At 54.7% G+C, this 24,627-nt stretch carries 22 protein-coding genes; 9 read left to right on the top strand and 13 right to left on the bottom strand.

The features are described from left to right. Positions 1–2: 2 nt before the first annotated feature. On the bottom strand, positions 3–848 hold the full coding sequence (locus BC777_RS10575; protein WP_100368162.1) for a peptidylprolyl isomerase: 846 nt from the start codon (positions 846–848) through the stop codon (positions 3–5). 195 nt (positions 849–1,043) lie between these two features. Here BC777_RS10575 and secA point away from each other — a divergent pair, with 195 nt between their 5' ends. Continuing rightward, the gene (gene secA, locus BC777_RS10570; RefSeq protein ID WP_100368161.1) at positions 1,044–3,743 is read left to right on the top strand and encodes a preprotein translocase subunit SecA; all 2,700 of its coding nucleotides are present in this window, start codon (positions 1,044–1,046) and stop codon (positions 3,741–3,743) included. 103 nt (positions 3,744–3,846) lie between these two features. After that, a complete protein-coding gene (locus tag BC777_RS10565) occupies positions 3,847–4,839 on the top strand; it encodes a hypothetical protein (RefSeq protein ID WP_133122542.1) in 993 nt (330 codons plus the stop codon). On the opposite strand, the gene radC is transcribed toward BC777_RS10565, so the two are convergent. The 4 genes from radC to BC777_RS10545 form a co-directional block, all read right to left on the bottom strand. Continuing rightward, complete coding sequence (gene radC / locus BC777_RS10560) at positions 4,836–5,603, bottom strand: RadC family protein (protein ID WP_100368159.1); 768 nt, start codon at positions 5,601–5,603, stop codon at positions 4,836–4,838. The genes BC777_RS10565 and radC overlap by 4 nt on opposite strands. 41 nt (positions 5,604–5,644) lie before the next feature. After that, positions 5,645–6,790: a molecular chaperone DnaJ gene (gene dnaJ / locus BC777_RS10555; RefSeq protein ID WP_100368158.1), complete on the bottom strand. Its 1,146-nt coding sequence runs from the start codon at positions 6,788–6,790 to the stop codon at positions 5,645–5,647. 73 nt (positions 6,791–6,863) lie between these two features. Beyond that, entirely contained in the window at positions 6,864–8,768 is a 1,905-nt protein-coding gene (gene dnaK, locus BC777_RS10550) for a molecular chaperone DnaK (protein ID WP_100368157.1), read from the bottom strand. 206 nt (positions 8,769–8,974) lie between these two features. Further along, a complete protein-coding gene (locus BC777_RS10545) occupies positions 8,975–9,796 on the bottom strand; it encodes an ABC transporter permease (protein WP_168769139.1) in 822 nt (273 codons plus the stop codon). A 120-nt stretch (positions 9,797–9,916) separates the two neighbouring features. Between BC777_RS10545 and cysQ the strand changes: the two genes are divergently transcribed. From cysQ to BC777_RS10510, 7 genes are all read left to right on the top strand, one after another. Then, positions 9,917–10,714 (top strand): 3'(2'),5'-bisphosphate nucleotidase CysQ, encoded by a 798-nt coding sequence (gene cysQ / locus BC777_RS10540; RefSeq protein WP_100368156.1) that lies wholly within the window; start codon positions 9,917–9,919, stop codon positions 10,712–10,714. Continuing rightward, positions 10,714–11,514: a 3-deoxy-manno-octulosonate cytidylyltransferase family protein gene (locus BC777_RS10535; RefSeq protein ID WP_100368155.1), complete on the top strand. Its 801-nt coding sequence runs from the start codon at positions 10,714–10,716 to the stop codon at positions 11,512–11,514. Before cysQ ends, BC777_RS10535 begins: the two co-directional genes overlap by 1 nt. Before the next feature lie 110 nt (positions 11,515–11,624). Then, complete coding sequence (locus tag BC777_RS10530) at positions 11,625–12,518, top strand: UTP--glucose-1-phosphate uridylyltransferase (protein WP_100368154.1); 894 nt, start codon at positions 11,625–11,627, stop codon at positions 12,516–12,518. Positions 12,519–12,525: 7 nt separating this feature from the next. Then, positions 12,526–13,551: a glycosyltransferase family 2 protein gene (locus BC777_RS10525; protein ID WP_100368153.1), complete on the top strand. Its 1,026-nt coding sequence runs from the start codon at positions 12,526–12,528 to the stop codon at positions 13,549–13,551. Between the two features lie 39 nt (positions 13,552–13,590). Then, positions 13,591–14,601, top strand: a complete 1,011-nt coding sequence (locus BC777_RS10520; protein WP_168769138.1) for a glycosyltransferase family 2 protein — start codon at positions 13,591–13,593, stop codon at positions 14,599–14,601. Then, on the top strand, positions 14,598–16,301 hold the full coding sequence (locus BC777_RS10515) for a DUF5927 domain-containing protein (protein ID WP_100368152.1): 1,704 nt from the start codon (positions 14,598–14,600) through the stop codon (positions 16,299–16,301). The genes BC777_RS10520 and BC777_RS10515 overlap by 4 nt, the downstream gene beginning before the upstream one ends. Next, entirely contained in the window at positions 16,298–17,731 is a 1,434-nt protein-coding gene (locus BC777_RS10510; protein ID WP_100368151.1) for a sulfotransferase family 2 domain-containing protein, read from the top strand. The genes BC777_RS10515 and BC777_RS10510 overlap by 4 nt, the downstream gene beginning before the upstream one ends. On the opposite strand, the gene BC777_RS10505 is transcribed toward BC777_RS10510, so the two are convergent. From BC777_RS10505 to BC777_RS10470, 8 genes are all read right to left on the bottom strand, one after another. Beyond that, on the bottom strand, positions 17,728–18,192 hold the full coding sequence (locus BC777_RS10505; protein WP_100368150.1) for a PTS sugar transporter subunit IIA: 465 nt from the start codon (positions 18,190–18,192) through the stop codon (positions 17,728–17,730). The two genes, BC777_RS10510 and BC777_RS10505, sit on opposite strands and share 4 nt — an antisense overlap. Positions 18,193–18,221: 29 nt before the next feature. Further along, a complete protein-coding gene (gene hpf / locus BC777_RS10500; RefSeq protein WP_100368813.1) occupies positions 18,222–18,797 on the bottom strand; it encodes a ribosome hibernation-promoting factor, HPF/YfiA family in 576 nt (191 codons plus the stop codon). Between the two features lie 236 nt (positions 18,798–19,033). Next, on the bottom strand, positions 19,034–19,798 hold the full coding sequence (lptB, locus tag BC777_RS10495; RefSeq protein WP_100368149.1) for an LPS export ABC transporter ATP-binding protein: 765 nt from the start codon (positions 19,796–19,798) through the stop codon (positions 19,034–19,036). Next, entirely contained in the window at positions 19,798–20,283 is a 486-nt protein-coding gene (locus BC777_RS10490; RefSeq protein ID WP_100368148.1) for an LptA/OstA family protein, read from the bottom strand. The genes lptB and BC777_RS10490 overlap by 1 nt, the downstream gene beginning before the upstream one ends. Positions 20,284–20,300: 17 nt before the next feature. Further along, positions 20,301–20,903, bottom strand: a complete 603-nt coding sequence (locus BC777_RS10485) for a hypothetical protein (RefSeq protein WP_100368147.1) — start codon at positions 20,901–20,903, stop codon at positions 20,301–20,303. A 2-nt stretch (positions 20,904–20,905) separates the two neighbouring features. After that, positions 20,906–21,874 (bottom strand): KpsF/GutQ family sugar-phosphate isomerase, encoded by a 969-nt coding sequence (locus BC777_RS10480; protein ID WP_100368146.1) that lies wholly within the window; start codon positions 21,872–21,874, stop codon positions 20,906–20,908. Further along, positions 21,874–22,485 carry a ribonuclease D gene (locus BC777_RS10475; protein WP_100368145.1) on the bottom strand — a complete coding sequence of 204 codons (612 nt, stop codon included), beginning with the start codon at positions 22,483–22,485 and terminating at the stop codon, positions 21,874–21,876. Before BC777_RS10475 ends, BC777_RS10480 begins: the two co-directional genes overlap by 1 nt. Positions 22,486–22,552: 67 nt before the next feature. Beyond that, positions 22,553–24,592 (bottom strand): putative bifunctional diguanylate cyclase/phosphodiesterase, encoded by a 2,040-nt coding sequence (locus BC777_RS10470; protein WP_100368812.1) that lies wholly within the window; start codon positions 24,590–24,592, stop codon positions 22,553–22,555. Positions 24,593–24,627: the final 35 nt, after the last annotated feature.

Below are 24,627 nucleotides of genomic sequence, written 5' to 3'. Positions count from 1 at the left end.
GATCAATCCAGCAAATTAAGCGCGTCAATCAGGGCCGGGTCGAATTCACCGGGTTCCGGCTTTGTGATCGTCTGGGCCGCAGCAAGCTCCTCCAGACGCGCGGAAACGGCGGCTTCTTGCAGTTCGCTCGTGAGTTGGGGTTTGAGCTGTTCCAGCGTTGGGCGTTCCTGCACCCGTGTTTCCAGCAAGGTGGCTACATGCCAGCCAAACTGCGTCTCGAACGGTTCTGTGATGCCGCCAACCTCAAGCGCTGCGATGGCTTCTTCGAATGCGGGGACCATGGCGCCAGCGCCGAACCAGCCAAGGTTGCCGCCATTCGGTCCTGTCGGTCCGGTGGACACGTCGCGCGCCACATCTGCAAAGGCGGCTCCTTCATCAAGCCGCGCTTTGGCGGCGATGGCCTCTTCCTCGGTTTCGACAAGCAGGTGTGCCGCATTGAATTCCTGAACTTCTTCGGCATCTGCAAAGCGCGCATCATAGGCGGCCTGCACATCAGCATCTGTCACTGCGTTATCTGCAATCGCCGTGATGACATCACCAGCGACCAACGCCCGGCGTTCATTGGTAAGGGTATATTCGATCTTGGCGGATGCGCCTTCGGATTCATCTGCCAACAGTTGCTGTTGGATCAGCTGATCAATCAAACCATTGAAAAGCGCATCAACCGGCAGCTGTGCATATTGGGGGGGAAGCTGCGTGCGTGCGATAATAACTTCACCCATGGTGATTTCCGTATCACCGACAGTGGCCACAACAGTTTCGGCGGTCACGTCCTCTTGGGCGACAGCGCTGGTGGACAAAATCGCAGCTACGGCTGTCGCACCCAAAAATGTAACATGTTTCAGCATTAAACGTTCCCTTGTTAGGCCGCGAAAGCCCGCGGCGTTGACACTGTAGGAGCGGCCCCTTACATCCCAGAGATGCCTCGAGGAGGCCGGATAGTTCCCCAATCTTGGCCCTTTCTATGTGGCCTTCACCGGGCCTACAAGCGACCTCCTCTCAAATAGATGTCAGACAGGCGCAGACGCGCCGCCGGAGAAAATATGCTGGGTTTCGGAACGATTGCCAAAAAGGTGTTTGGCACCGCAAACGACCGCAAAGTCAAAGCGGCTCGCCCCTTGGTTGACAAGATCAATGCGTTGGAGCCGGAATTCGAGGCGCTGTCTGACGAGGAGATCAAGAGCAAGACGGAAGAGCTAGCCCAACGTGCGATGGGTGGTGAAAGCCTTGATGCGATGTTGCCCGAAGCATTCGCCAACTGCCGTGAGGCGGCCAAGCGCGCGCTGGGCCTGCGTGCATTTGATACGCAGCTGAAGGGTGGTATCTTTTTGCATCAGGGTAACATCGCCGAGATGAAGACGGGTGAGGGCAAAACCCTTGTTGCGACCTTCCCCGCCTACCTGAACGCGCTGACAGGCAAAGGCGTGCACATCGTGACCGTAAACGACTATCTGGCGCGGCGTGATGCGGAATGGATGAGCAAGGTTTACGGCGCTTTGGGCCTGACAACCGGCGTGATCTATCCCCAGCAGCCTGAGGATGAGAAGAAGGCTGCCTATGCTTGTGACGTGACCTATGCCACCAACAATGAGCTGGGCTTTGATTACCTGCGCGACAATATGAAGTCCGAGCTGGACCAGATGTTCCAGCGTGACCACAACTTTGCGATTGTAGACGAAGTCGACAGTATCCTGATCGACGAGGCGCGGACGCCGCTGATTATCTCTGGTCCCGCCCAGGACCGGTCTGAGATGTATGCGACAATTGATAAAGTGATCCCAGACGTCGCTGATGAGCTTTATACGCTGGACGAAAAGACCCGTCAGGTGACATTCAACGATGAAGGCAACGACTTTCTGGAAGAAAAGCTCAGCGCATCAGGCCTCCTGCCGGAGGGCCAAACGCTTTATGACCCGGAAAGTGCTACGTTGGTGCATCACGTCAATCAGGCGTTGCGGGCCCACAAACTCTTTACCAAAGATAAAGACTATATCGTGCGCGATGATGAAGTTGTGCTGATTGACGAATTTACTGGCCGCATGATGGCCGGTCGGCGCTTGTCCGATGGTCTTCATCAGGCGATTGAAGCGAAAGAGGGCTGCTCGATCAAGCCTGAGAATGTGACTTTGGCATCGGTTACCTTCCAGAACTACTTTCGCCTTTACGACAAACTGGGCGGCATGACCGGTACAGCGGCGACCGAGGCTGAGGAATTTCAGGAAATCTATCGCTTGGGCGTTGTTGAGGTGCCGACCAATCGCCCCATCGCACGGATTGATGAAGACGATCAGGTTTATCGCACCGCGCGTGAGAAATTTGCCGGTGTCGTTGATGAAATTAAAGAGGCCCATGCGAAAGGTCAGCCTATTCTTGTGGGTACGACATCGATTGAGAAGTCCGAAGCCTTGGCGGAGATGCTGAAAGCCGAGGGAATCACTTTTAACGTGCTTAACGCCCGGCAACATGAGCAGGAAGCGCAGATCGTTGCAGATGCGGGCAAGCTGAATGCCGTCACGATTGCGACCAACATGGCCGGCCGGGGTACTGACATTCAGTTGGGCGGCAACGTGGAAATGCGCGTGCTACAAGCGATGGCCGAGACCCCAGAGGCTGACATCGAAGAGGTACGTGCGCGCATTGAAGCGGAAGTAGCCGACGAGAAGGAAAAGGTGAAAGCTGCCGGTGGTCTGTTCGTGCTGGCGACCGAACGCCATGAAAGCCGCCGTATTGATAACCAGCTGCGTGGCCGTTCGGGCCGTCAGGGTGACCCGGGGCGTTCGGCCTTCTTCCTTTCTTTGGAAGACGATCTGATGCGCATTTTTGGCTCCGACCGGTTGGACAAGGTACTGTCTGGTCTGGGCATGAAAGAGGGCGAAGCGATTGTACACCCTTGGGTGAACAAGTCGCTGGAACGGGCACAGGCGAAAGTCGAAGGTCGTAACTTTGACATCCGTAAACAGCTTTTGAAATTTGATGATGTGATGAATGAGCAGCGGAAGGTTATCTTTACGCAACGCCGCGACATCATGGAGGCGAAAGACCTATCTGAGGTCACAAAGGATATGCGCGACCAGGTAATTGATGATCTGGTTGACGATTACATGCCACCAAAAACATATGCAGATCAATGGGATACGCAAGGACTACACGATAGCGTGGTGGAAACCCTTGGTCTTGACGTGCCGGTCGTTGACTGGGCCGCAGAAGAGGGTGTCGATGATGACGACATCCGCGAACGGCTGGAAGAGGCTGCTGACAAGTTCATGGGCGAAAAGGCCGAAGCCTTTGGCGATGAGACGATGCGCAACGTTGAAAAACAACTTTTGCTGCAAACGATTGACGCTAAATGGCGCGAGCATCTGCTAACGCTGGAACACTTGCGTTCAGTTGTTGGGTTCCGTGGGTATGCGCAGCGTGATCCGCTGAACGAATATAAAACCGAAGGGTTCCAACTGTTTGAAAGCATGCTGGATGGGTTGCGCACAGATGTGACCAAAAAGCTGTCTCAGATCCGGCCTATGTCGAAGGAAGAACAGGAACAGATGGTTGCCCAGATCCGTCAGCAACAGCAAGCAGCTGCCGCGGCGGCTGCTGCGGCAGCCCCGGCTGCTGCTTCGGTGGGCACGGTGCGTGAAGGCTTTGACGAAAATGATCCCACGACATGGGGTAACCCCGGCCGCAATGACCTCTGCCCTTGCGGATCAGGTAAGAAATTTAAGCATTGTCACGGCAGGCTCGCCTAATTGCGGACATATTTGAGCCACGCTAAGACCTTTTGCCAGTCCTGTTCATGTCACGTTAACACGACATCATTATCCCAGCTTTCTGCCGCTGTGAGGGATGGGGATGTCTCGCTTTAACACGATCAAAACTGTCGCGTCGACGCTGACCATTGCTGTGACCCTTGGGTTTCTTGTGCAGTACGGTGAAACGACGCCACGTGTTGGTGATGGTAAGGGTGAAGACGCCTATAACAAAGCACCGCGCACTTTGATGTTGTCGACCAATGCGCAGGGGCAACCTGTATTTGGGATGCCAGACATCGTGACGACACCTTTGAACCATGCGGCCAACGTCCAACGCGTGGTCGCAGTGGATGCTGTTTATGGCGAAATGGCGACCCCCGCATTTGAGATGATCATGGCCGCACCGATCGCGGGATGTGAAGCCACGTTATCTGCCGCGCGCGAACCTGCTGCGATGGTTGCCTTGTCCCTTTCTGCCCCGTGTGCGGAAAATCAGGCGTTTGCTGTGTCCCACAGCGGCATGCGGGTTGCATCCAATACCGACAGTGACGGCAACGCCACCGTGCGCATTCCAGCGCTTATGACGGACGCCGAATTCAAGGTGACGTTTAACAACGTTCTGCAGGCCTCAACAAAAATTTTTGTACCAGAGCTGCGCCAATATGATCGCGCCGTCCTGCAGTGGGAGACTGCCGACAACATGCGCCTGCATGCGTTGGAAAACGGCGCGCAGATCGGTGATCCCGGCCATGTCTGGTCGGCGTCATTGCATTCACCGCAAGACACCCGCGAGGGCAAGAACGGTTTCGTCGTCTATGTTGGCGATGCCGATGCGGAAATTCCATACCAAGCCGAAGTGTACACCTTTCCTGAGGGTCAGATGAACCGCGATGGCGGGGTTGATCTGCGGGTGGGTGTGACGGTGAGCCCTCAGAATTGCGGTCGCGAAATCGATGCGACGACCATTCAAACGAATGCTGGACAAACGCTTGTCAGCACCCAAATCGTGGCGCTGATACCACCCTGCAGCTACATTGGCGAAGTTGTTTTCTTTGGTGACAAGTTTTCTGATCTTACAATCGCGTCAAACTAGCCCGCATCGTCAAACAGACCAAGTGCACGAAAGCTGGTCTCATTCGACTTTCCTATAATCAGATGATCGTGCACTGTGATTCCCAGTGCCTTGGTAGCCTTATCAATCTGACGGGTCATCTGAATGTCAGCGTCAGACGGTGTGGGATCACCAGAGGGGTGATTATGCACAAGAATCAGCGCGCTGGCGTTCAGTTCCAGCGCCCGTTTGACCACCTCGCGCGGGTAAACCGGAACATGATCAACCGTCCCTTTGGCCTGTTCTTCGTCTGCGATTACAGTGTTCTTGGTGTCCAGAAACAGAATGCGAAACTGTTCAGTTTCACGGTGGGCCATGATGGTATGGCAGTAGTCCAGCAGCGCGTCCCAGCTGGATAACACATGGCGTTGCATGATCTTAGCGCGTGACAGGCGGTGGGCTGCCGCCTCTACGATTTTCAGTTCGAGAAGAACGGCGTCTCCGACCCCTTTTACTGTGGATAGTTGGGTCGCCGGCGCTGAGAGCACACGATTGAAGTCGCCAAAAGTGTCGATCAGGTCCCGCGCCAGCGGTTTGACGTCCTGTCGCGGGATGGCACGAAACAGAACAAGTTCCAGCATTTCATAATCGGGGATCGCTGCCGCACCACCAGACAAGAAGCGTTCGCGCAGCCGTTTGCGGTGGTCGCGCATGTAGGATGGGACCTTGCCTTTGGCCAAAGGCAAAACTTCGGTCACATCATCATGGTCTGCAAACAAGGAGGGTGCTTCGGCAAAGTGAGTCATCCCCCTACTCTGCCAAAGCCATGGTTACTGCGTGGTTAACGCTAACCCTTCATCGAGTCCCAAAAGCTTTTGACACTGTCGAAGAAGCTGGACCCTTGTGGATTATTCTCTTCGCTGAGTTGGTCAAATTCCTTGAGGATTTCGCGCTGGCGCGATGTCAGTTTTACGGGTGTCTCAACGGCCAGTTCAATGAACATATCGCCTGTGTTACCGCCACGCAGCGCGGGCATGCCTTTGCCGCGCAAACGCATTTGGCGACCTGATTGCGACCCTTCGGGTACTTTCACCCGGCTGCGACCACCGTCGATTGTTGGCACTTCAATCTCACCACCAAGCGCCGCAGTCGCGATGGACACAGGCACGCGGCAGTAAAGGTTGGTACTTTCACGCTCAAACAGCGCATGATCCTGAACCTCGATAAAGATATAAAGGTCACCGGTTGGCCCGCCGCGCATGCCTGCCTCGCCTTCGCCAGCAAGGCGGATACGCGTACCGGTTTCAACACCCGCTGGGATGTTGACGGAAAGCGACTTCTCTTTCTCGACGCGGCCTTGACCGTGGCAGGTGTTGCAGGGGTCCTTGATAATCTGGCCCATACCCGAACAGGTCGGACAGGTCCGTTCAACGGTGAAGAAACCTTGCTGCGCGCGGACCTTGCCCATGCCGGAACATGTGGGGCAGGTCTGCGGTTCTGATCCGCCCTCGGCGCCGGTGCCGTTACAGGCGCCACAGCCAACGGCTGTTGGGACGGTGATGGTTTTCTGCATGCCTGCAAAGGCATCTTCAAGGTTGATCCGCAGATTATAGCGCAGGTCATTCCCGCGCTGCGCCGTACTTCGCCTGCCACCGCCGCCACGGCCACCGCCCATGAAGTCGCCAAACAGATCGTCAAACACGTCAGAGAACGCGCTGCCAAAGTCGCCTTGGCCACCGCGTGGCCCGCCGCCACCGCCCATGCCGTTTTCAAAAGCGGCGTGACCATAGCGGTCATAGGCGGCTTTCTTATTCTCGTCTTTTAGAACTTCATAAGCCTCATTGGCTTCTTTGAACTGTGCTTCGGCGTTTGGATTGTCGGAATTGCGGTCTGGGTGCAGCTCTTTCGCCTTTTGGCGATAGGCTTTTTTGATGGCAGCAGCATCTGCGCCTTTGGCGACACCAAGAACATCGTAATAGTCACGTTTTGCCATGAATTTTTCCCCCTTGGGAATGAAAACGACCGGCCCGGTTTAGGGGCCGGTCACTTTTCAACGGCGCATGGCCTTAGTTGTCACGCTTGTCGTCATCCAGATCTTCGAAATCCGCATCAAGGATTTCTTCATCGGCACCCGGTGCGTCAGGCTCTGCTTCGCCTTCTGCCTCTTGCTGTGCCTTATAGATCGCCTCGCCCAATTTCATGGCCGCTTCGGTCACGTTCTGGATGCCAGACTTGATCTTGTCTGCGCTTTCACCTTCCAGATCATCCTTGAGCGCGGCAATCGCCAGCTCAATGGCTTCGATCGTGGTTGGGTCCACCTTGTCAGCATGCTCTTCCATCGACTTTTCGGTCGAGTGGATCAGGCTTTCACCCTGGTTTTTCGCATCAACCAGCTCACGGCGTTCCTTATCGGCCTCGGCGTTTGCCTCGGCGTCTTTGACCATTGCTTCGATGTCGTCATCGGACAGACCGCCAGAGGCTTGGATCGTGATCTTCTGCTCTTTGCCGGTGCCTTTGTCCTTGGCGCCGACTTCAACGATGCCGTTGGCGTCAATGTCGAAGGTCACTTCGATCTGCGGCAGGCCGCGTGGTGCTGGCGGGATATCTTCAAGGTTGAACTGGCCCAACATCTTGTTGTCAGCGGCCATTTCACGTTCACCCTGGAACACGCGCAAAGTCACCGCGTTCTGGTTGTCTTCGGCAGTCGAGAAGACCTGAGACTTCTTCGTCGGGATCGTTGTGTTGCGGTCGATCAAGCGTGTGAACACACCACCAAGGGTTTCGATACCCAGTGACAATGGTGTCACGTCCAGCAGAACAACGTCTTTGACGTCGCCTTGCAGAACACCGGCCTGAATGGCGGCACCCATGGCAACAACTTCGTCAGGGTTCACGCCTTGGTGGGCTTCCTTGCCAAAGAATTTGGCAACTTCTTCCTTCACCTTCGGCATACGCGTCATACCACCGACCAACACGACTTCGTCGATGTCAGATGTGGACAGGCCCGCATCCTTGATCGCTTCCTTACAAGGCTTCAGCGAAGACTTGATCAGATCGCCAACAAGGCTTTCCAGCTTGGCGCGTGTCAGCTTCATGACCATGTGCAACGGCTGACCGTCAGAGCCCATCGAAATAAACGGCTGGTTGATTTCGGTGCTGGAAGAAGACGAAAGCTCGATCTTCGCTTTCTCAGCCGCTTCTTTCAGACGCTGCAACGCCATCTTGTCCTTGGTCAGATCGACCGAGTTCTCTTTTTTGAACTCATCAGCCAGGTAGTTGACGATGCGCATGTCAAAGTCTTCACCACCAAGGAACGTGTCACCATTGGTGGATTTCACTTCGAACAGACCGTCGTCGATTTCCAGAATGGTCACATCGAACGTACCGCCACCAAGGTCATAAACGGCGATGGTCTTGCTGTCTTTCTTGTCCAGACCATAGGCAAGTGCCGCCGCTGTCGGCTCGTTGATAATCCGTAGCACTTCGAGGCCTGCAATCTTACCGGCGTCTTTGGTTGCCTGACGCTGTGCGTCGTTGAAGTACGCAGGGACCGTAATGACCGCCTGTGTGACGTCTTCGCCAAGATAGCTCTCGGCGGTTTCTTTCATCTTACCAAGGATGAAGGCAGAGATCTGGCTGGGGGAATATTTCTCACCCTTGGCTTCGACCCATGCGTCGCCATTGCCGCCATTGATGATCTCGAACGGCATGTTCTTTTTCTCTTTGGCAAGGTCCTTGTCGTCGAACCGACGACCGATCAGACGCTTGACCGCAAAGATTGTATTCTCAGGGTTGGTGACAGCCTGGCGTTTCGCTGGCTGGCCAACAAGGCGCTCATCATCTGTGAACGCGACGATAGATGGCGTCGTGCGCGCACCTTCGGCATTTTCTACAACACGCGGCTTTGCACCATCCATGATGGCAATGCAGGAGTTCGTGGTTCCCAGGTCGATACCAATAACTTTGGCCATTTTTCAAATCCCTCTACTTTAGGCGGTTTGACCAGCGCGAACCCGTTTCGGCACCCGCGCCAGTTGCATGTTAGATGTTCAGGGCGTTCACCCATAAACTTCGATCTTGGCGTATATAGGGATGCGATATTGGGGCTGCAAGCGCTTGAAGGGCAGCAAAACAGCTAAAATATCGGTTTTTCTTGTGTGAGCAGATGAAGCGCCCTTTATCGCCCGGCAAACCAGCTTAGCGAAACGTGCTGACGGGCAAAGAATTCACCCATTAGCCCGATCATGATGAATACCAGCGACAGGTAGATCGGGTATTCGACGTTCGTGAATTGCGGGTTGTAATGCAGAAAGACAGCGCCGCGCATCTGGTCGATGATATGAAACAAGGGGTTCCAGTCAAACATAGCGATCATTGTTGCGGGCAGTGTGTTAACCACGAAAAGCTTACCCGAAGCGATCATGTTCACCCGGATATAGATGGCCTTGGCGATGCCCGTAAACCGGGGAAACCAGGGTTTGAGTGCAAGAAAGATCATGCCCACGGCGCAGCCCGAAAACCATGCCAGGATCAGAAACCCAAGTGCCGTGATGGGATCATGAATAGTGATGGGTGTGAAAAGAATATGATACAGCGTTAAGATGATCACCATCGTGATGAACTGCTGATAAAACGTGGATACTGCCGCTGCCACAATGGCGATAATTGTGTTCATTGGGCGATGTAGCATCATGGCAGATGTCGGCCCGGCGGCCCCCATGACAGCGGATACGGATTTGATGTGGGTGAGATAAACGAAAATCCCAGTCATGATATAAAGCAGCATATCGCCGCGGATAGGTGAACTGCGAAGCCCCAGAACCTGATAGAACAGCAAAAATGCAACGATCATGGTCAGGCCTTGTACCATGTTCAGCACCAGCGCAATCACCGCATTCCGGTGCCCGCTGCGCGCGCTGCGTACGATGGTATGATAGGTCACCTCAAGCATGCCAAACAGGCTGCTGCGGCGTGATCTATGGATGGGCGTTTGGAACATTACGGGGCTGGTCCGGCTATCCTTGCGGTTTTTTGCTGTGTCTCACGATATCCTTGCTGATCGCTTGACGAAACAGCATAAACGGGCCGAACAGGGCTTTTTAATGACGGGCGGTATATTATGGACTTTGCGAAATTAACGAATGTGATGCGTGATCTGGCCCTGCAGGCCGGTGACAAGATCATGGAGATTTATGGCTCTGATGATTTTGAGGTCCGATCGAAAAGTGATGAAAGCCCGGTCACGATAGCCGACGAAGCCGCCGATGCCATCATCAGTGCTGGGTTACGTGCCGCCTTCCCCGATATCCCCCTTGTGACCGAAGAACAGGCCGCATCACATGCACAATCGGTCAGCACATTCTTGATCGTTGATCCGCTGGATGGCACGAAAGAGTTCATCAAGCGTCGGGGCGATTTCACTGTAAATATCGCCTATGTGCAGGATGGCGTGCCGATCCGTGGTATCGTTTATGCGCCTGCCAAAGACCGTTTGTTTTATACGGATGCCGCTGGTGTTGCTGTTGAAGAAGAAGGTTCGTTTGCCAAAGGCGCCCCCGGTCCGACACAGCCGATTACCGTTTCAACACCTGATAACACGGCCCTTTTGGTTGTGGCGTCAAAATCGCACCGCGATCAAGCGACGGATGACTACATCAATAAATACGCAACTGCCGATATGAAAAGCGCGGGTTCATCGCTCAAATTCTGCCTTGTCGCCACTGGCGAGGCGGATATCTATCCGCGTCTTGGCCGCACAATGGAATGGGATACGGCAGCCGGTCATGCCGTGTTGAAAGGTGCAGGCGGTGATGTTGTGCGGTTTGATGATCACACGCCTTTGTCTTATGGAAAACCGGGATTTGAGAACCCGTTCTTCATCGCCTACGCCCCCGGTGTCGCGCTGAAGCAACCCTGATGCCTGTTCTTATTGTTATCCCCGCGCGCTATGCCTCGTCCCGCTATCCGGGCAAGCCGCTGGTCACATTGCGTGGTGCCAACGGCGATTCCAAAAGCCTGATCCGCAGGTCTTGGGATGCGGCCTGCGAAGTGGCCGGAGTGGATAAGGTGGTGATTGCCACTGACGATGCGCGGATTGCCAAAGCGTCAGAGGATTTTGGTGCTGAGGTCGTCATGACATCAACAGATTGTCAAAATGGAACAGAACGCTGCGCTGAAACTTTGGAAAATCTGGGGGCGGGTTATGACATCGTCGTTAACCTGCAAGGCGATGCACCGCTTACGCCAGCCTGGTTTATCGAAGACCTGGTGCAAGGGCTGCGTGACAATCCTGATGCGGATGTTGCGACACCGGTTTTACGCACCGAAGGGCGTGCGCTGAACGGGCTGCTGCAAGACCGCCGCGAAGGACGAGTTGGTGGGACGACCGCTGTTTTTGGGGCCGATTACAACGCGCTCTACTTTTCGAAAGAGGTGATCCCCTATACCGGCCAAGACTTTGCTGATCACGACGAAACACCCGTTTTTCATCATGTTGGCGTTTATGCCTATCGTCCAAAGGCGCTGGCAGCCTATGCGGGATGGGGTGCGGGACCGCTTGAAAAGCTTGAAGGGTTGGAACAGTTACGCTTTCTGGAACGTGGTGTGCCCATGTTATGTGTCGAAGTGGCCGCAAAGGGCCGCCAGTTTTGGGAATTAAACAACCCTGAAGATGTGCCACGTATTGAGGCAATGCTGGCGGAAATGGGCCAAGACTAAGCATCAGCGCGCGATTTATCGCGCAGGGTGGCTGCAATCGGATGGCTTTGTCTTTATAGTATCGCAGATAAGCTGTTATTTTAGTTTAATGAGTTTGAAGGATAAATTCCATGAACAGAAAAGTCTCAAAAGCAATCTTCCCTGTCGCTGGACTGGGGACCCGATTCTTGCCAGCAACCAAATCCGTGCCAAAAGAAATCATGACATTGGTGGACCGCCCACTAATCCAATACGCGATTGACGAGGCCCGCGCAGCCGGGATCGAGGACTTTATCTTTGTCACATCACGCGGCAAATCTGCGCTTGAGGACTACTTTGATCTGGCCCCTGATTTAGAAGCCTCGCTTGAGGCGAAGGGCAAGACTGAGCTGCTGGAAATCCTGCGCAATACGAACATGGACAGTGGCACTATCGCTTATATGCGCCAGCATAAGGCGCTTGGGCTTGGTCATGCGGTTGCCTGTGCCAGTAAATTGATCGGGGATGAGCCTTTTGCTGTTATTCTGCCAGATGACGTGATCGCTGGTGAAACACCTTGTTTGCAACAGATGGTCGAAGCGTATCAGGACACTGGCGGTGCAATGGTCGCCGCGATGGAGGTCGCCCCGGATCGGACATCTGCCTATGGTGTGCTGGATGTGGCCGAACAAAACGGTCCACTGGTCAAGGCGCGCGGTATGGTGGAAAAACCTGCCGCTGGCACAGCCCCGTCGAACTACGCTGTTATCGGGCGTTACATTCTGACGCCGCAGGTGCTTGCTAATCTTAGCAGCGTTGGGCGCGGTGCGGGTGGCGAAATTCAACTAACAGATGCGATTGCCCAGGAAATCCAGTCTGGCCGCGATGTGTTTGGTTTCCAATTCGAAGGCGAGCGGTATGACTGTGGATCCAAAGCGGGTTTCTTGCAGGCCACCGTGGCCTTCGCACTGGCGCGCGACGATCTGCGTGATGAGCTTGATGGGTTCTTGACCCAGCTTTATGCGGCCAAACAGGCCGCGCAATAAGCCGGCCATGGCGCCGCCCAAAACTGGCCTTTGGCATGCTTACCGCCTGCGTTGGAAACGCAGGCGGTTTCTTTTTCGGATATGGCGCAAGCGTAATGAGTTGACGGTCTCGTTGGACCGGACCACAAAGATTTCCTCTGATGCGATCCTTGCCTTTGCGACGGTGCGCAATGAAATCGTCAGGTTGCCCCATTTCCTTGACTACTACCGCGAACTTGGAATTAACCATTTTCTGTTCGTTGATAACGGCAGTGACGATGGCACGGCCGCTTTTTTGGCGCAGCAGTCGGATGTATCGCTATGGACAACGACCGACAGCTATCGGTTGTCACGCTTTGGAATGGACTGGCTTGGATGGTTACAATGGCAATACGGCAACCGGCACTGGTGTCTGACCGTCGATGCGGACGAGCTTCTGACCTATCCTGACGCCGAAAACCGCGATCTGCACGCGCTTACAACGTGGCTCGATGATCAGGGCGAGGCGTCCTTTGGTGCGCTGATGCTGGACCTCTATCCTAAGGGGTCATTGGGGTCAGCCACTTATCAGCCCGGGGATGATCCGACAGCATCGCTGAACTGGTTTGATGCCGACAACTACCGCGATCAGGTGCACCCCTATTATCACAACCTTTGGATCCAAGGCGGCGTGCGCGAACGCGTCTTTTTCGCGGACGAGCCGGCGCGCGCGCCCACGCTCAATAAGACGCCGCTGGTACGTTGGTCATGGCGCTATGCCTATGTCAGTTCAACCCATCAGATCTTGCCCACGCGTCTGCATGATGTGTTTGACCTCAAGGGCGACAGCAAAGTCAGCGGTGCCCTGCTACACACCAAATTCCTGCCCATCGTGGCAGCAAAGTCTGCCGAAGAATTGACACGCGGGCAGCATTTTCAGAACACAGCTTTGTATCAGGACTATCATCGCAGACTGACGAAAAATCCGGACTTCTGGCATGAAGGCTCTTGCCGCTATGAAGGACCTGCGCAATTGGTGGAACTAGGGTTGATGTCCAAGGGGCGTTGGGTCTGATATGGTAAGTGGTAACGGGACAGTCAGGTAGCTTTAGGCTTGGGTTTTTTGACATCATATCGGCTGCGGTGGCAGCGCAAACGCTGGCGTGCCCGTGCCTTGCGTAAAGGGCGCGAGCTAAAGACGGTGTCTGACCGGACCCGCCATATTGGCACCGATGATGTGCTGCTGTTCTGCACCTTCCGCAACGAAGATGTGCGGCTGCCGTTCTTTTTTGACTACTACCGCAAGCTGGGCATCAATCATTTTCTGATGATCGACAACGGCAGCCAAGATGGTGGGCCTGACTTTGCGCGGGACCAGCCCGATGTATCCTTGTGGCGCACCGATGCCCCATACGGTGATGCCCGGTACGGCGTTGACTGGTTGACCTATCTGCAAGGCAAATACGCCGACGGGCATTGGACGCTAACCGTCGATGTGGATGAATTTTTTGTCTATCCATTCTGCGATACCCGGCCCATTCGTGCCTTGGCCGATTGGTTGGATGCATCCGATGTGCGGTCATTCGGGGCGATGCTGCTGGATATGTATCCCAAGGGACCGGTGGGGCAGACCACCTACGCCCGCGGCGATGACCCGTTTGAAACGGCCAGCTGGTTTGACCCCGGCAACTATGTGATGACGCAGAACAAGCTGCTCAAGAACCTGTGGATTCAAGGGGGGCCACGTGCGCGCAGTTTCTTTGCGACCAAGCCGAAACAAGCACCAGCGCTGAACAAAATCCCCTTCGTGAAATGGCGCAAACCTTATGCTTACGTCAGTTCAACCCATATGATGCTGCCACGTGGGCTCAACCTCGTCTATGACCAACAAGGGGGCGAAAAGACGTCAGGCGTCTTACTGCATGCCAAGTTCCTGAACACCTTTGGCGCGCGCGCAACCGAAGAAGCAAAACGCGGTGAGCATTATCGCAAAGGACAAGAATATCAGTCTTATGCGGAACGCTACGGCGCTGACCCCGATCTTTGGTGCCAATGGAGCGAGCGATATATTAACTGGCGCCAACTTGAAGTGCTGGGGCTGATGTCCAAGGGGAATTGGGCATGAGCCTGGGTGTCATCATGCTGGTCCACACGGGGTTCGACCGCGCCGAACAGATGGTGCGCCACTGGGCCCATGCCGGATGCCCGGTTGTGGTGCATGTGGACAGCAATGTGCCAGTTGCGACCTATGATGCCTTTTCCCAATCGCTCGCAGATTTGGTCAACGTTCGCTTCTCAGCCCGTCATCGATGCGAATGGGGTACCTGGGGGCTTGTCGCCGCCTCGCAAGAGGCCGCGACGCTATTGCTTGAAGATTTTCCCGAAGTGCAGCATGCGTTCCTTGCTTCAGGGACTTGCCTGCCGTTGCGGCCAATCGCAGAGTTACAACGCTACCTGGACGCGCATCCAGACACGGATTTTATCGAAAGTGCTACAACGGCAGATGTGCCCTGGACGGTTGGTGGGCTGGACCGGGAACGGTTCACATTGCAGTTTCCCTTTGCTTGGAAGAAACACCGCCGACTCTTTGACCTGTTCGTCAAACTGCAACAGGCACTGGGGTACCGGCGCAATATTCCAGACGGGATCGTGCCACACATGGGGTCACAATGGTGGTGCCTCACACGGCAAACGCTTGATGCGATACTGCGCGATCCCCATCGCCCGACCTATGATGCCTACTTTCGCAAAGTCTGGATCCCCGACGAAAGCTATTATCAGACCCTAACGCGGCTGCATGCGCGCATTGTGGAAAGCCGGTCGCTAACGTTGGCCAAGTTTGACTATCAGGGTAAGCCACACATCTTTTTCGATGACCATGCCGAACTGCTACAACGCTCAAAAAGCTTTGTTGCGCGCAAGATTTGGCATGATGCGCATCTGCTGTATCAGACTTTCCCTTTACCTGACGACCCACTGCGTGCCGATGAAGAACCCAATTCTGGTGCAGTGGACCGCGTGTTTTCGCAAGCGGTCGAGCGGCGTACACTTGGCCGTCCGGGGCTCTACATGCAAAGCCGCTATCCCAGCAGCGACCGACAAACCAGCATTGCTGCCGCCCCCTATGCGGTGTTGCAGGGGCTTGATGATGTGTTTCCCGATTTTTCGGCATGGTTGACCCGACAGACCGGTGCGCAGGTGCACGGCCACCTTTTTGCAAAGGACAGGGCCCATTTTGCCGACGAAAGTGAGGTCTATCGCGGTGGGCTATCCGATAATGCGCGGTTGCGCGATTATAATGGCAAGATGTTCCTGACCAACCTGATCTGGAATGGTCGTGACCAACATCATTGTTTTCAGTTCGGGCCTGCCGATACGCAAGATATTCGCTGGACATTGGCCAAGGACACAAACGCCAGTATCTGGGTCGTCTCGGGCGCATGGTCGATCCCGCTCTATGACTCTGGCCGGTCGGCGAGTGAGGTCAGGACCGAGGCCGCGCGCTTGCAACGCATTGAGGATAAATTCCTTAGGGTGCTGCGGTCGCCCGATGCACGCGCACGGATCAAGATCATGACGTTGGCGCAGTTCATCGAGGCACCGATGGATGTGTTACAGACGATCATTGATGATATCGCCGGGCATCGCGGGAATGCGTTGAAGGAAGTGCCGAAAATGCCTGATCTGACGGGTTTACCTGACTTCCTGCAAGATCTTAAAAACCAAGGGATGCATCCGTTCCTGACAGGCGACATTACCGTCGGCAATACCCAACAGACCATACCAGCGGTCCGTCGCAAACCTTACGTGATCAGCGGGCAATGAGCAGATTTCAATCGTTCATTCTGCTGGCCGAAATGCGCACCGGGTCAAACCTGTTGGAAGCAAACCTGAACATGCTTGATGACATTAGTTGCTATGGTGAGGCGTTTAATCCGTCATTCGTGGGTTACCCGAAAATAGATGAGGTGCTGGGGATTGATCGGGATGCGCGAGAAAAGGATCCGCTAGCCTTGCTGGAGAAGATCAAGCAAAGCGATGACTTAGCGGGCTTTCGTTTTTTCCACGACCATGACCCACGGGTGCTGGACATCTGTATCGATGACCCGCTTTGCGCCAAGATCATCCTAACGCGCAACCCGCTGGACAGTTTTATCAGTTGGAAAATCGCACAGGCCACAGGGCAGTGGAAGCTGACCAATGCTACACATTCCAAATCGACAGCAATCACATTTGACGTGGACGCATTTGACGCGCATTTGAAGGCCACGCAAGCCTTTCAGGCCCGCATTCACCGCGCCTTGCAGATCAGCGGGCAAACGGCATTCCATATCGCCTATGATGACCTACGCGATGTCGATGTGTTGAACGGTCTGGTGCAGTTTCTGGGTGTCAAATCGCGGCTGTCAAACGTGCATAAAAAACTGAAAAAGCAAAACCCCGAACCGCTGGAATACAAGGTTACAAACTTTGATGAAATGAAAGCGGCCCTGGCCGATCTTGATCCATTCGGCCTCACCTGCACTCCACATTTCGAACAAGGGCGCGGCCCCGCCATCCCGACCTATATCGCGGCACCCAAAACGGGGCTGATGTATATGCCGCTTCGATCGGGCCCTGATCGCGCGGTGCGGCAGTGGTTAGCGGCGGTCGATGATGCGCCGACTGATGCGCTGATCCAAAAGTTCACGCAAAAGTCGCTGCGTATGTGGCAGGAAACCCATCAGCCACACCGCAGCTTTGCCGTACTGCGCCACCCTTTGGCACGCGCGCATGCGGCATTTTGCGACCGGATTTTGCTAGATGGGCCTCGCGGTTTACCTGAAATCCGGGCCAATCTGATCAGAGTGCATAAGCTGAAAATGCCTGATTTCGCCCCTGCATTGGATGATCTCGCGGCCTATTCTGACGAAGATCACCGCCGTGCATTCTTGGGTTTCCTGACATTTCTGAAGATGAATTTATCAGGCCAGACAAGCATTCGCGTTGATCCCTCGTGGGCCAGCCAGCTGACGCTTTTGCAAGGTATGGCGCAATTTGCAGTACCGGATATGGTGCTGCGAGAAGAAGGTTTGGACGATGACCTAAACCATCTAGCGCAGCAGATGCACGTGGCGAAACCGCCCGCCTTGGGCGATACCACGCATCGCTGGCAAGGACGGTTGGCAGAGATCTATGATCAATCGCTTGAGGACGCGGCGCGCGTCGCCTATGCGCGCGACTACGCCGCTTTCGGGTTTGGAAGCTGGGCCTAAGCGGCCTGAGACGCCTCAACCTCGGTCAGGATCGTGTGCAATGTATTGGCGTCGCTGTTTGACCGCAGCTTTGTACAAACCGCCTTGTCGCGCAGCGTGCGTGATACCAGCGCCAGCGCCTTGAGGTGGTCAACACCCGCGTCCTTGGGTGCGATCAACGCAAACACCAAATCGACAGGCTGACGATCCACCGCATCAAAATCGAGCGGTTTTTCCAGACGCAAGAACAGACCAAAGACGCTCTTTGCATCTTCCAGACGGGCGTGTGGCAAGGCGATGCCCTGACCAACGCCCGTTGGACCCAAACCTTCGCGGTCGATCAATGCTTCGACAACATCACTGGCATTCAAACCATAGCAGGACTCAGCAACTTCACCCAGATCATGGAAAAGTCGCTTCTTGCTTGTGCAAGATGCAATAGACTTTACCGCATCGGCTTTCAAAATGCTGCTAAGTTGCATTAATCGTGTCTCTCAGTTGATATGCGGGTCTAACCCGATGTGCGTGGGTCGATCCATCCAATGTTTCCGTCGTCACGTCTATAGACGACGTTCACACCGTTATGTTTCTCATTTCTGAATACCAGTACCGGGGCACTCGCCAGTTCCATTTGCATAACCGCTTCACCAACAGACAGTGACGGAATTTTCGTCTCCATCTCAGCGACGATCATCGCATTCACAGAGTCCTGCTCAACCTCATCGGACTCATCTCTTGATTCGAGGATATATGATCCCGCGTCCGAAAGTTCAACTGGTTGAGAGCGTTCCTTATGGTGATCTTTAAGGCGGCGCTTATATCGACGCAGCTGCTTGTCCATTTTCTCAGAACTTGCATCAAAAGCTGCATAAATTTCGGTCGCTTTGCCGGTCGCCTGGGCATTCAGGCCTGTCGAAAGATGCACTACAGATTCGCAAACAAACTCATGCCCTGACTTGGAAAAAACAACGTAAGCCTCTGTTGGTCGTCCGGCATATTTGCTCAGGATATCGTCCAGCTCGGTTTTTACGTGGGTTTGCAGTGCCGCGCCAATATCGATTTGTTTTCCGCTGATTTGGTAACGCATCGTTTCTCCTTCGGTGATCATGACAGGACAAGGATTTGGGGCCCGAAAATAGGGACTCACCATGTTTCGTCATATGAGTGGATAACGATAACACCCGGATATTATTAAAGTTATCCCCATCAACCGGCGATACACCGGCGCATGTGCAGGGGAATTAAACGGGTCAGTCATCAATCCTATTTGGCGATGAATCCCTAGCGATTGTCAATGATGCAGTGGTTAACGTCACAAAAGAATCAGTTCACACGGAAGTTGTTGCCAAGATAGACGCGGCGGACATTTTCATCCTGAATAACTTCGGCTGTTGTTCCACTCATCAAAACTTTGCCATCGTGCAAAATATAGGCACGGTCGACGATTTGCAGCGTTTCCTGCACGTTGTGATCCGTGATCAGCACACCGATCCCCCGGTTCTTGAGGTCGGCCACCAAATGCCGAATTTCGCCAACGGCAATCGGGTCGACACCTGCAAAAGGTTCGTCCAGCAAAACATAGTTTGGCCCCGCCGCAAGACAGCGCGCGATTTCCACCCTGCGACGTTCACCGCCCGATAGCGCCATCGCAGAGGCACGGCGCAAGTGTTCAATGGAAAACTCTGACAACAGTTCTTCCAGCCGCTCGCGGCGGCGATGGCTGTTGGAGACTGAAATCTCAAGGATTGACATGATGTTGTCTTCGACAGACATGCCCCGAAAGATCGACATCTCTTGTGGTAAATACCCGATACCCAACTGCGCCCGGCGATACATTGGCCAGGTCGTGACATCGCGCCCATCAATCACAACGCGCCCACCTTCGGGCGTGACCAACCCCGCGATCGAATAAAAGCACGTCGTCTTGCCAGATCCATTGGGCCCAAGCAGTGCCACGACTTCGCCGCGCGCCAGATCGATGCTGACATCGCGGATCACCGGCCTTTTGCGATAGCTCTTGCGCAGGTTGACGATGTGAAGTCCGACATCGCCTTCCTGAACTGTCAGTTGAGGGCTGGCGTCCTTCATCAGTTATCGCCTTGTTGTAAAATGGTGCGCACACGCCCTTCCATTTCGGCGGTGCCGTCGGTGACATTGATGGTCATTTCGTCAGCGGAAATGGCGCTTGGTCCTTGCGTCAGCAAAACCTCGCCCGCCAAAATCAATAGCCCGCTGACAACATCATAGTCGGCTTGCTGTGCTTCGGCTGCCTCCTCTGCCGTGACAAAGGTGACACCTTCAGAAGCAATCAAACGCGCAATCTGCGATGTATCAGCGCCATAAACCACCTCAACCTGGCCTGCCGTCAGGCGCAAATCGCCCTGCGCGATAATCACATTGCCATTGAAAACGGCCTTTCCGCTGGCTTGATCAACCGCAAGACTGTCGGCCGTTACCTCGACTGCGGCGCTCGTATCAACTGCGATCCCGCCCAGATTGACGTTGGTTTGCGCGATGGCTGACCCTGCTGTCGCAATCAAAAGCGATGCACAAAAAGCGATCAATCGGAGCATCGTTGCCTTATCCTTTGTCATGGGGTTTGCGGTACGTATAGCAGGCGTACCCCGTCAGTGAACAGCATCTGCTGCGCGATATCTTCTGATGACACCTGAAAGGTAACTTTGCCAGCGGCCAATTGCCCGAAAGGCGCGTGAATTTCCAAAAGCCCGCTGCTGGTGACCAGTCCGGTTTCCAGTTCTGCGACCAATCCGTTGGTTTCCATCTCATAGCCGGTTGATGTCGTCAGGCGGGCAAGCCCCAGAAAGCTGGCCAAGGCGGCGCGGCCATCAATCTCACCCTGCGTTGCCGTGATCTCGATATTACTGCCGTCGGTGTTGTCCATGCGCAGCCTGATGTTGTCGATATTGACCGTGTCGGGTTTTGTGTCATCGGGGCGGGCTGCATTGGCCGATATCACGATGGTTGCACCGTCATCCGTCAGACCCGAAAACTCCGGCGCGGACACGCGCTGTTCGCGCGCGATGGCTTCGACCTCTTCCAGCGCGATGTCGCTGGGTTCGGTGGTCGAGCGTGCAAAGAGGAAGAGTGTGGATAACAGGCCAAGTGCACAAAGCGGCAGAATAATTTTCGCCCAGCCGACAATCTGTGAATAAAGGTTGTCGGTGGGGCCCATGTTCAGACGATCCCTGCGCGCAAACAGTCATGGATATGCAAGAAGCCCGCCGCTGCACCTGATCCCTTGGGATCAACGGCGAAAAGGCAGGTGATCTTTTTGGCGTTCATCAAGGCGACAGCCTCTTCAGCAAGCGCTTCGGGTGCCACTGTTGTCGGCTCTGCGGTCATCACCTCTTGTGCGGTATGGTCCAACAAACCTGTCATATGGCGCCGCAGGTCGCCATCGGTAACGATACCGATCAGGCAGTCCTGTTCATTAGTCACACCGACAACGCCAAAACCCTTTTGGCTGATCACCAAGAGCGTTTCGCTCATCGGCGTGTCAGCAGGCACAAGCGGTATGGCGTCTGCTACATGCATCAGGTCAGACACTTTGGACAGCTGCGCGCCGAGCTTGCCGCCAGGGTGAAACTCGCGGAAATTTTCTGGCGTAAAATCGCGGTGCTCCATCAGGGCGACGGCAAGGGCATCGCCCAGCGCCAATGTCATCGTGGTCGATGTTGTAGGGACAACGCCGGTGCCGCAAGCCTCGCCCAGGTTCGGCAACACAATCGCGACGTCGGCGCGTTGCAACAGCGTGCTTTTGGGTTTGCTGGCAACCCCGATCATCGCAATGCCAAAGCGGCGGGTATAGGCGACCAGATCGGCCAGTTCGGGCGTTTCGCCAGAATTGGATAGCACCAACACAACATCCCCGCGTGTCATCATGCCCAGGTCGCCATGGCTGGCCTCGGCGGGGTGCACGAAATGTGCTGGCGTGCCTGTGCTGGCGAAAGTCGCAGCGATCTTGCGGGCGATATGCCCTGATTTGCCCATGCCGCTGACAATGACGCGGCCCGGCGCGTTCAACAGCAGTTCGACCGCGTCGCCAAAGCTGTCACCCAACTGGTCGGACAACACCGACAAAGCCTGCGCTTCTTCGGTGATCACCCGCCGTGCGGCTGATACGAATTTTGTGTGATCAGTCATCAGTGCGCAAAAATATCTGTGTCGGGCCAGCCGGCCAGATCAAGTTTGGCCCGCGTGGGCAGGAAATCAAAGCAGGATTGCGCGACCTTTGTGCGGTTTTCACGGGCCAGAAGAACGTCGAATTTCTCTTTCAGCTGGTGCAGATACAAAACGTCAGAAGCGGCATAATCAAGCTGCGCATCGGTTAGTTCCGGCGCGCCCCAGTCGCTTTGTTGTTGGTGTTTTGAGATGTCGATCCCAGCCATGTCTTGCAGTAGTGTTTTCAGCCCATGGCGGTCCGTATAGGTGCGAACAAGTTTCGACGCGATCTTGGTGCAATAAACCGGGGCAGTCAGCGCGCCGAAAGCGTTCAGTAAGGCAGCGATATCGAAACGACCAAAGTGGAACAGTTTCAACACGTCAGGGTTTTCCAGCATCGCGCAAAGGTTCGGTGCCGCGGTTTGCCCTGGTGTCACCTGAACAAGGTGACAATTGCCATCGCCGCCTGACATCTGGATCAGGCATAACCGGTCGCGATGTGGGTTCAGGCCCATCGTTTCACAATCAATTGCAACGATAGGGCCAAGGTCCAACCCATCGGGCAGATCGTTTTGGTAAAGATGATTGGCCATGTGTCGCCCTTTTCTGGTCAGCCTTGCCTGCCTCAGATACGGCTTGTCTGGATAATCCTCAAGTGGGTCAGGCGAAACGTGCCATATCGGGTCCGGCCTGCAGCTGTGTTTTGGCATGTATTTGCAGCCAGCGCGTGAACTCACCTGCTGGCATCGGTTTGCCAAAACCGTACCCCTGCCCAACGCCACAGCCGCGCGCGCTCAGGTGGGCGGCTTGCTCATCCTCTTCAACGCCTTCGGCAATGACGTGCAAACCCAATTCCGTCGCAAGCGCCAGAATGGCCCGCACGACGCTATCTGCCGCCTGATCTGGTAGTGGCGCCACGAGCGAGCGGTCCAGCTTGATCCCGGCCAAAGGCAATTGCGTCAGTTTGGACAGCGAAGCATAGCCTGTGCCGAAATCGTCCAACTCAAGTGCTATGCCGCAATCGGCCAGACTGTCGATGTTGATCGCGGCGATATCATCCTTGCCGTTGATCAGCGTGGTTTCCAACACCTCAACGATGACCTGATCCGCGTCCAGACCAGAGCGTTGCAGTGTAAGCAGAAAACGCTCAAGCATATGTGGATCAGAGATCGTATCGGGGGCTGCGTTCAACGAAATGACGGGCCGCCAAACGTCTGATACCTCCCAGTCTTTGGCGTGATCCATGGCCGAGCGCCAGATCGCATGATCAAGGTCAATCATCAGCCCTGCCCGCTCTGCCGCGGGCAAAAATACATCAGGTGTCAGTAAACCACGTGTTGGGTGACGCCAGCGCGCCAGCACCTCTGCCCCGTGCAAACGTCCGTCTGCAAGGCGTACTTGCGGTTGGAACCATGGTTCAATTTCGCCGTTGCGGATCGCATCTGTCAGATCCAGTTGCAGTTGCTGCATCATGCTGAGGTCGTCGCGCAGATGCTGGGTAAAGGCTTGCACGCGGCCGCCCCCATTATTTTTGGCAAATTGCAGCGCAATTTCCGCATCCGCCAGAATATCAAGCGGTGCCTTGGCACAATCGCTGATCTCAATATAGCCGATACTGGCATGGATCGGGATGCGCCGTCCTTTGATTTCAAAAGGGTCGTCAAACGATGTCATGATGCGTTGGATCAGATGGGGTGTCGCCTCTCTTGAGACAATAGCAAATTCGTCGCCGCCGACATGGGCGGCCAGATCTTCGTGGTCAATGCAGCTTTTTAATGCCTGACCAACCGCGATCAAAAGCGCATCACCATAGTCATGCCCCATCATATCATTGACCGATTTGAAATCATCCAGACCAACAAGCAGGAGGCTGCACTGGCCTATCTTCTTTGAAGATGCCCCATCCATCAAATACGCTGTCAAAGATTTGCGATTGGGCAAGCCGGTCAGGTGGTTATGCCTGACTGTGTGTTCTAACTGCGCATTCATTTTTTCAAGTTGCGATTGGGATGCGCGCAATTCGTTTGTGGTTTGCCGCATTGCGCGCAAACTGGACTGCACGGATCGTTGTGCAGGCAGAAATATAAATAACGCCTCGGCGACAATTAAAACAGCCGATGCGGCAAGCATTGCACGCTGCAACGTCATAAAATGGGCCGCTTCACCCGCAATCTGCTGGGCCAAGAGTTTTGTCGTCAATCGCAATTGGGTCTGTAGGCCACTGTTATAAATGCGGTTCAGACGGATATTGAGGTCTTGTCGATTTTCAGGTGGCGCATCCGAGAATTGCATGGCTGTGGCAACAAAGGCGCGCAGGTTTTGGTTCAGGTTTTCACCCTGTCCGAAAAAATGATCATTTAACGTATCAGAGCGGATTTGCGTGCCGACGATGTCCGCATAGACGGTTTCGAACCGCAAGACAGTTTTGTTAAAGGTGGCTGTATCTGTTTCATCTGTGACGACCATATCGTCAGACATCGTTACGATGTCTTGCCCCAGAAGAATATGTTCATTGCTTTTCGCAATGCCATTGGCAGCGACCAACCCGCGTTCGACCATGCCGCGGTTTAAGACATAGGTGGCGATGATGAGACACAACACAATCACCAACGCAAAGCAGTAGTGCAGCCAGAGCCGATCTGGCTTGCGCAGGAAAAGGCGCGACGTTGCCTGTTCAGCCTGGTTTCGGGTTGCGAGCATCATGATTCCTGCAGCATTAGTGCCGGAGTATGATC

This window comes from Yoonia maricola (assembly GCF_002797915.1).
Taxonomy (GTDB): Bacteria; Pseudomonadota; Alphaproteobacteria; order Rhodobacterales; family Rhodobacteraceae; genus Yoonia; species Yoonia maricola.
Note: the sequence above shows the minus strand (reverse complement) of the source record. Positions and strands in the feature narration are given on the sequence as shown.

Excerpts from the sequence above, each read along its gene's own strand:
- BC777_RS10575 (WP_100368162.1), bottom strand. The coding sequence starts at position 848 with ATGCTGAAACATGTTACATTTTTGGGTGCGACAGCCGTAGCTGCGATT.
- secA (WP_100368161.1), top strand. The coding sequence starts at position 1,044 with ATGCTGGGTTTCGGAACGATTGCCAAAAAGGTGTTTGGCACCGCAAAC.
- BC777_RS10565 (WP_133122542.1), top strand. The coding sequence starts at position 3,847 with ATGTCTCGCTTTAACACGATCAAAACTGTCGCGTCGACGCTGACCATT.
- radC (WP_100368159.1), bottom strand. The coding sequence starts at position 5,603 with ATGACTCACTTTGCCGAAGCACCCTCCTTGTTTGCAGACCATGATGAT.
- dnaJ (WP_100368158.1), bottom strand. The coding sequence starts at position 6,790 with ATGGCAAAACGTGACTATTACGATGTTCTTGGTGTCGCCAAAGGCGCA.
- dnaK (WP_100368157.1), bottom strand. The coding sequence starts at position 8,768 with ATGGCCAAAGTTATTGGTATCGACCTGGGAACCACGAACTCCTGCATT.
- BC777_RS10545 (WP_168769139.1), bottom strand. The coding sequence starts at position 9,796 with ATGTTCCAAACGCCCATCCATAGATCACGCCGCAGCAGCCTGTTTGGC.
- cysQ (WP_100368156.1), top strand. The coding sequence starts at position 9,917 with ATGGACTTTGCGAAATTAACGAATGTGATGCGTGATCTGGCCCTGCAG.
- BC777_RS10535 (WP_100368155.1), top strand. The coding sequence starts at position 10,714 with ATGCCTGTTCTTATTGTTATCCCCGCGCGCTATGCCTCGTCCCGCTAT.
- BC777_RS10530 (WP_100368154.1), top strand. The coding sequence starts at position 11,625 with ATGAACAGAAAAGTCTCAAAAGCAATCTTCCCTGTCGCTGGACTGGGG.
- BC777_RS10525 (WP_100368153.1), top strand. The coding sequence starts at position 12,526 with ATGGCGCCGCCCAAAACTGGCCTTTGGCATGCTTACCGCCTGCGTTGG.
- BC777_RS10515 (WP_100368152.1), top strand. The coding sequence starts at position 14,598 with ATGAGCCTGGGTGTCATCATGCTGGTCCACACGGGGTTCGACCGCGCC.
- BC777_RS10510 (WP_100368151.1), top strand. The coding sequence starts at position 16,298 with ATGAGCAGATTTCAATCGTTCATTCTGCTGGCCGAAATGCGCACCGGG.
- BC777_RS10505 (WP_100368150.1), bottom strand. The coding sequence starts at position 18,192 with ATGCAACTTAGCAGCATTTTGAAAGCCGATGCGGTAAAGTCTATTGCA.
- hpf (WP_100368813.1), bottom strand. The coding sequence starts at position 18,797 with ATGCGTTACCAAATCAGCGGAAAACAAATCGATATTGGCGCGGCACTG.
- lptB (WP_100368149.1), bottom strand. The coding sequence starts at position 19,798 with ATGAAGGACGCCAGCCCTCAACTGACAGTTCAGGAAGGCGATGTCGGA.
- BC777_RS10490 (WP_100368148.1), bottom strand. The coding sequence starts at position 20,283 with ATGCTCCGATTGATCGCTTTTTGTGCATCGCTTTTGATTGCGACAGCA.
- BC777_RS10485 (WP_100368147.1), bottom strand. The coding sequence starts at position 20,903 with ATGGGCCCCACCGACAACCTTTATTCACAGATTGTCGGCTGGGCGAAA.
- BC777_RS10480 (WP_100368146.1), bottom strand. The coding sequence starts at position 21,874 with ATGACTGATCACACAAAATTCGTATCAGCCGCACGGCGGGTGATCACC.
- BC777_RS10475 (WP_100368145.1), bottom strand. The coding sequence starts at position 22,485 with ATGGCCAATCATCTTTACCAAAACGATCTGCCCGATGGGTTGGACCTT.
- BC777_RS10470 (WP_100368812.1), bottom strand. The coding sequence starts at position 24,592 with ATGCTCGCAACCCGAAACCAGGCTGAACAGGCAACGTCGCGCCTTTTC.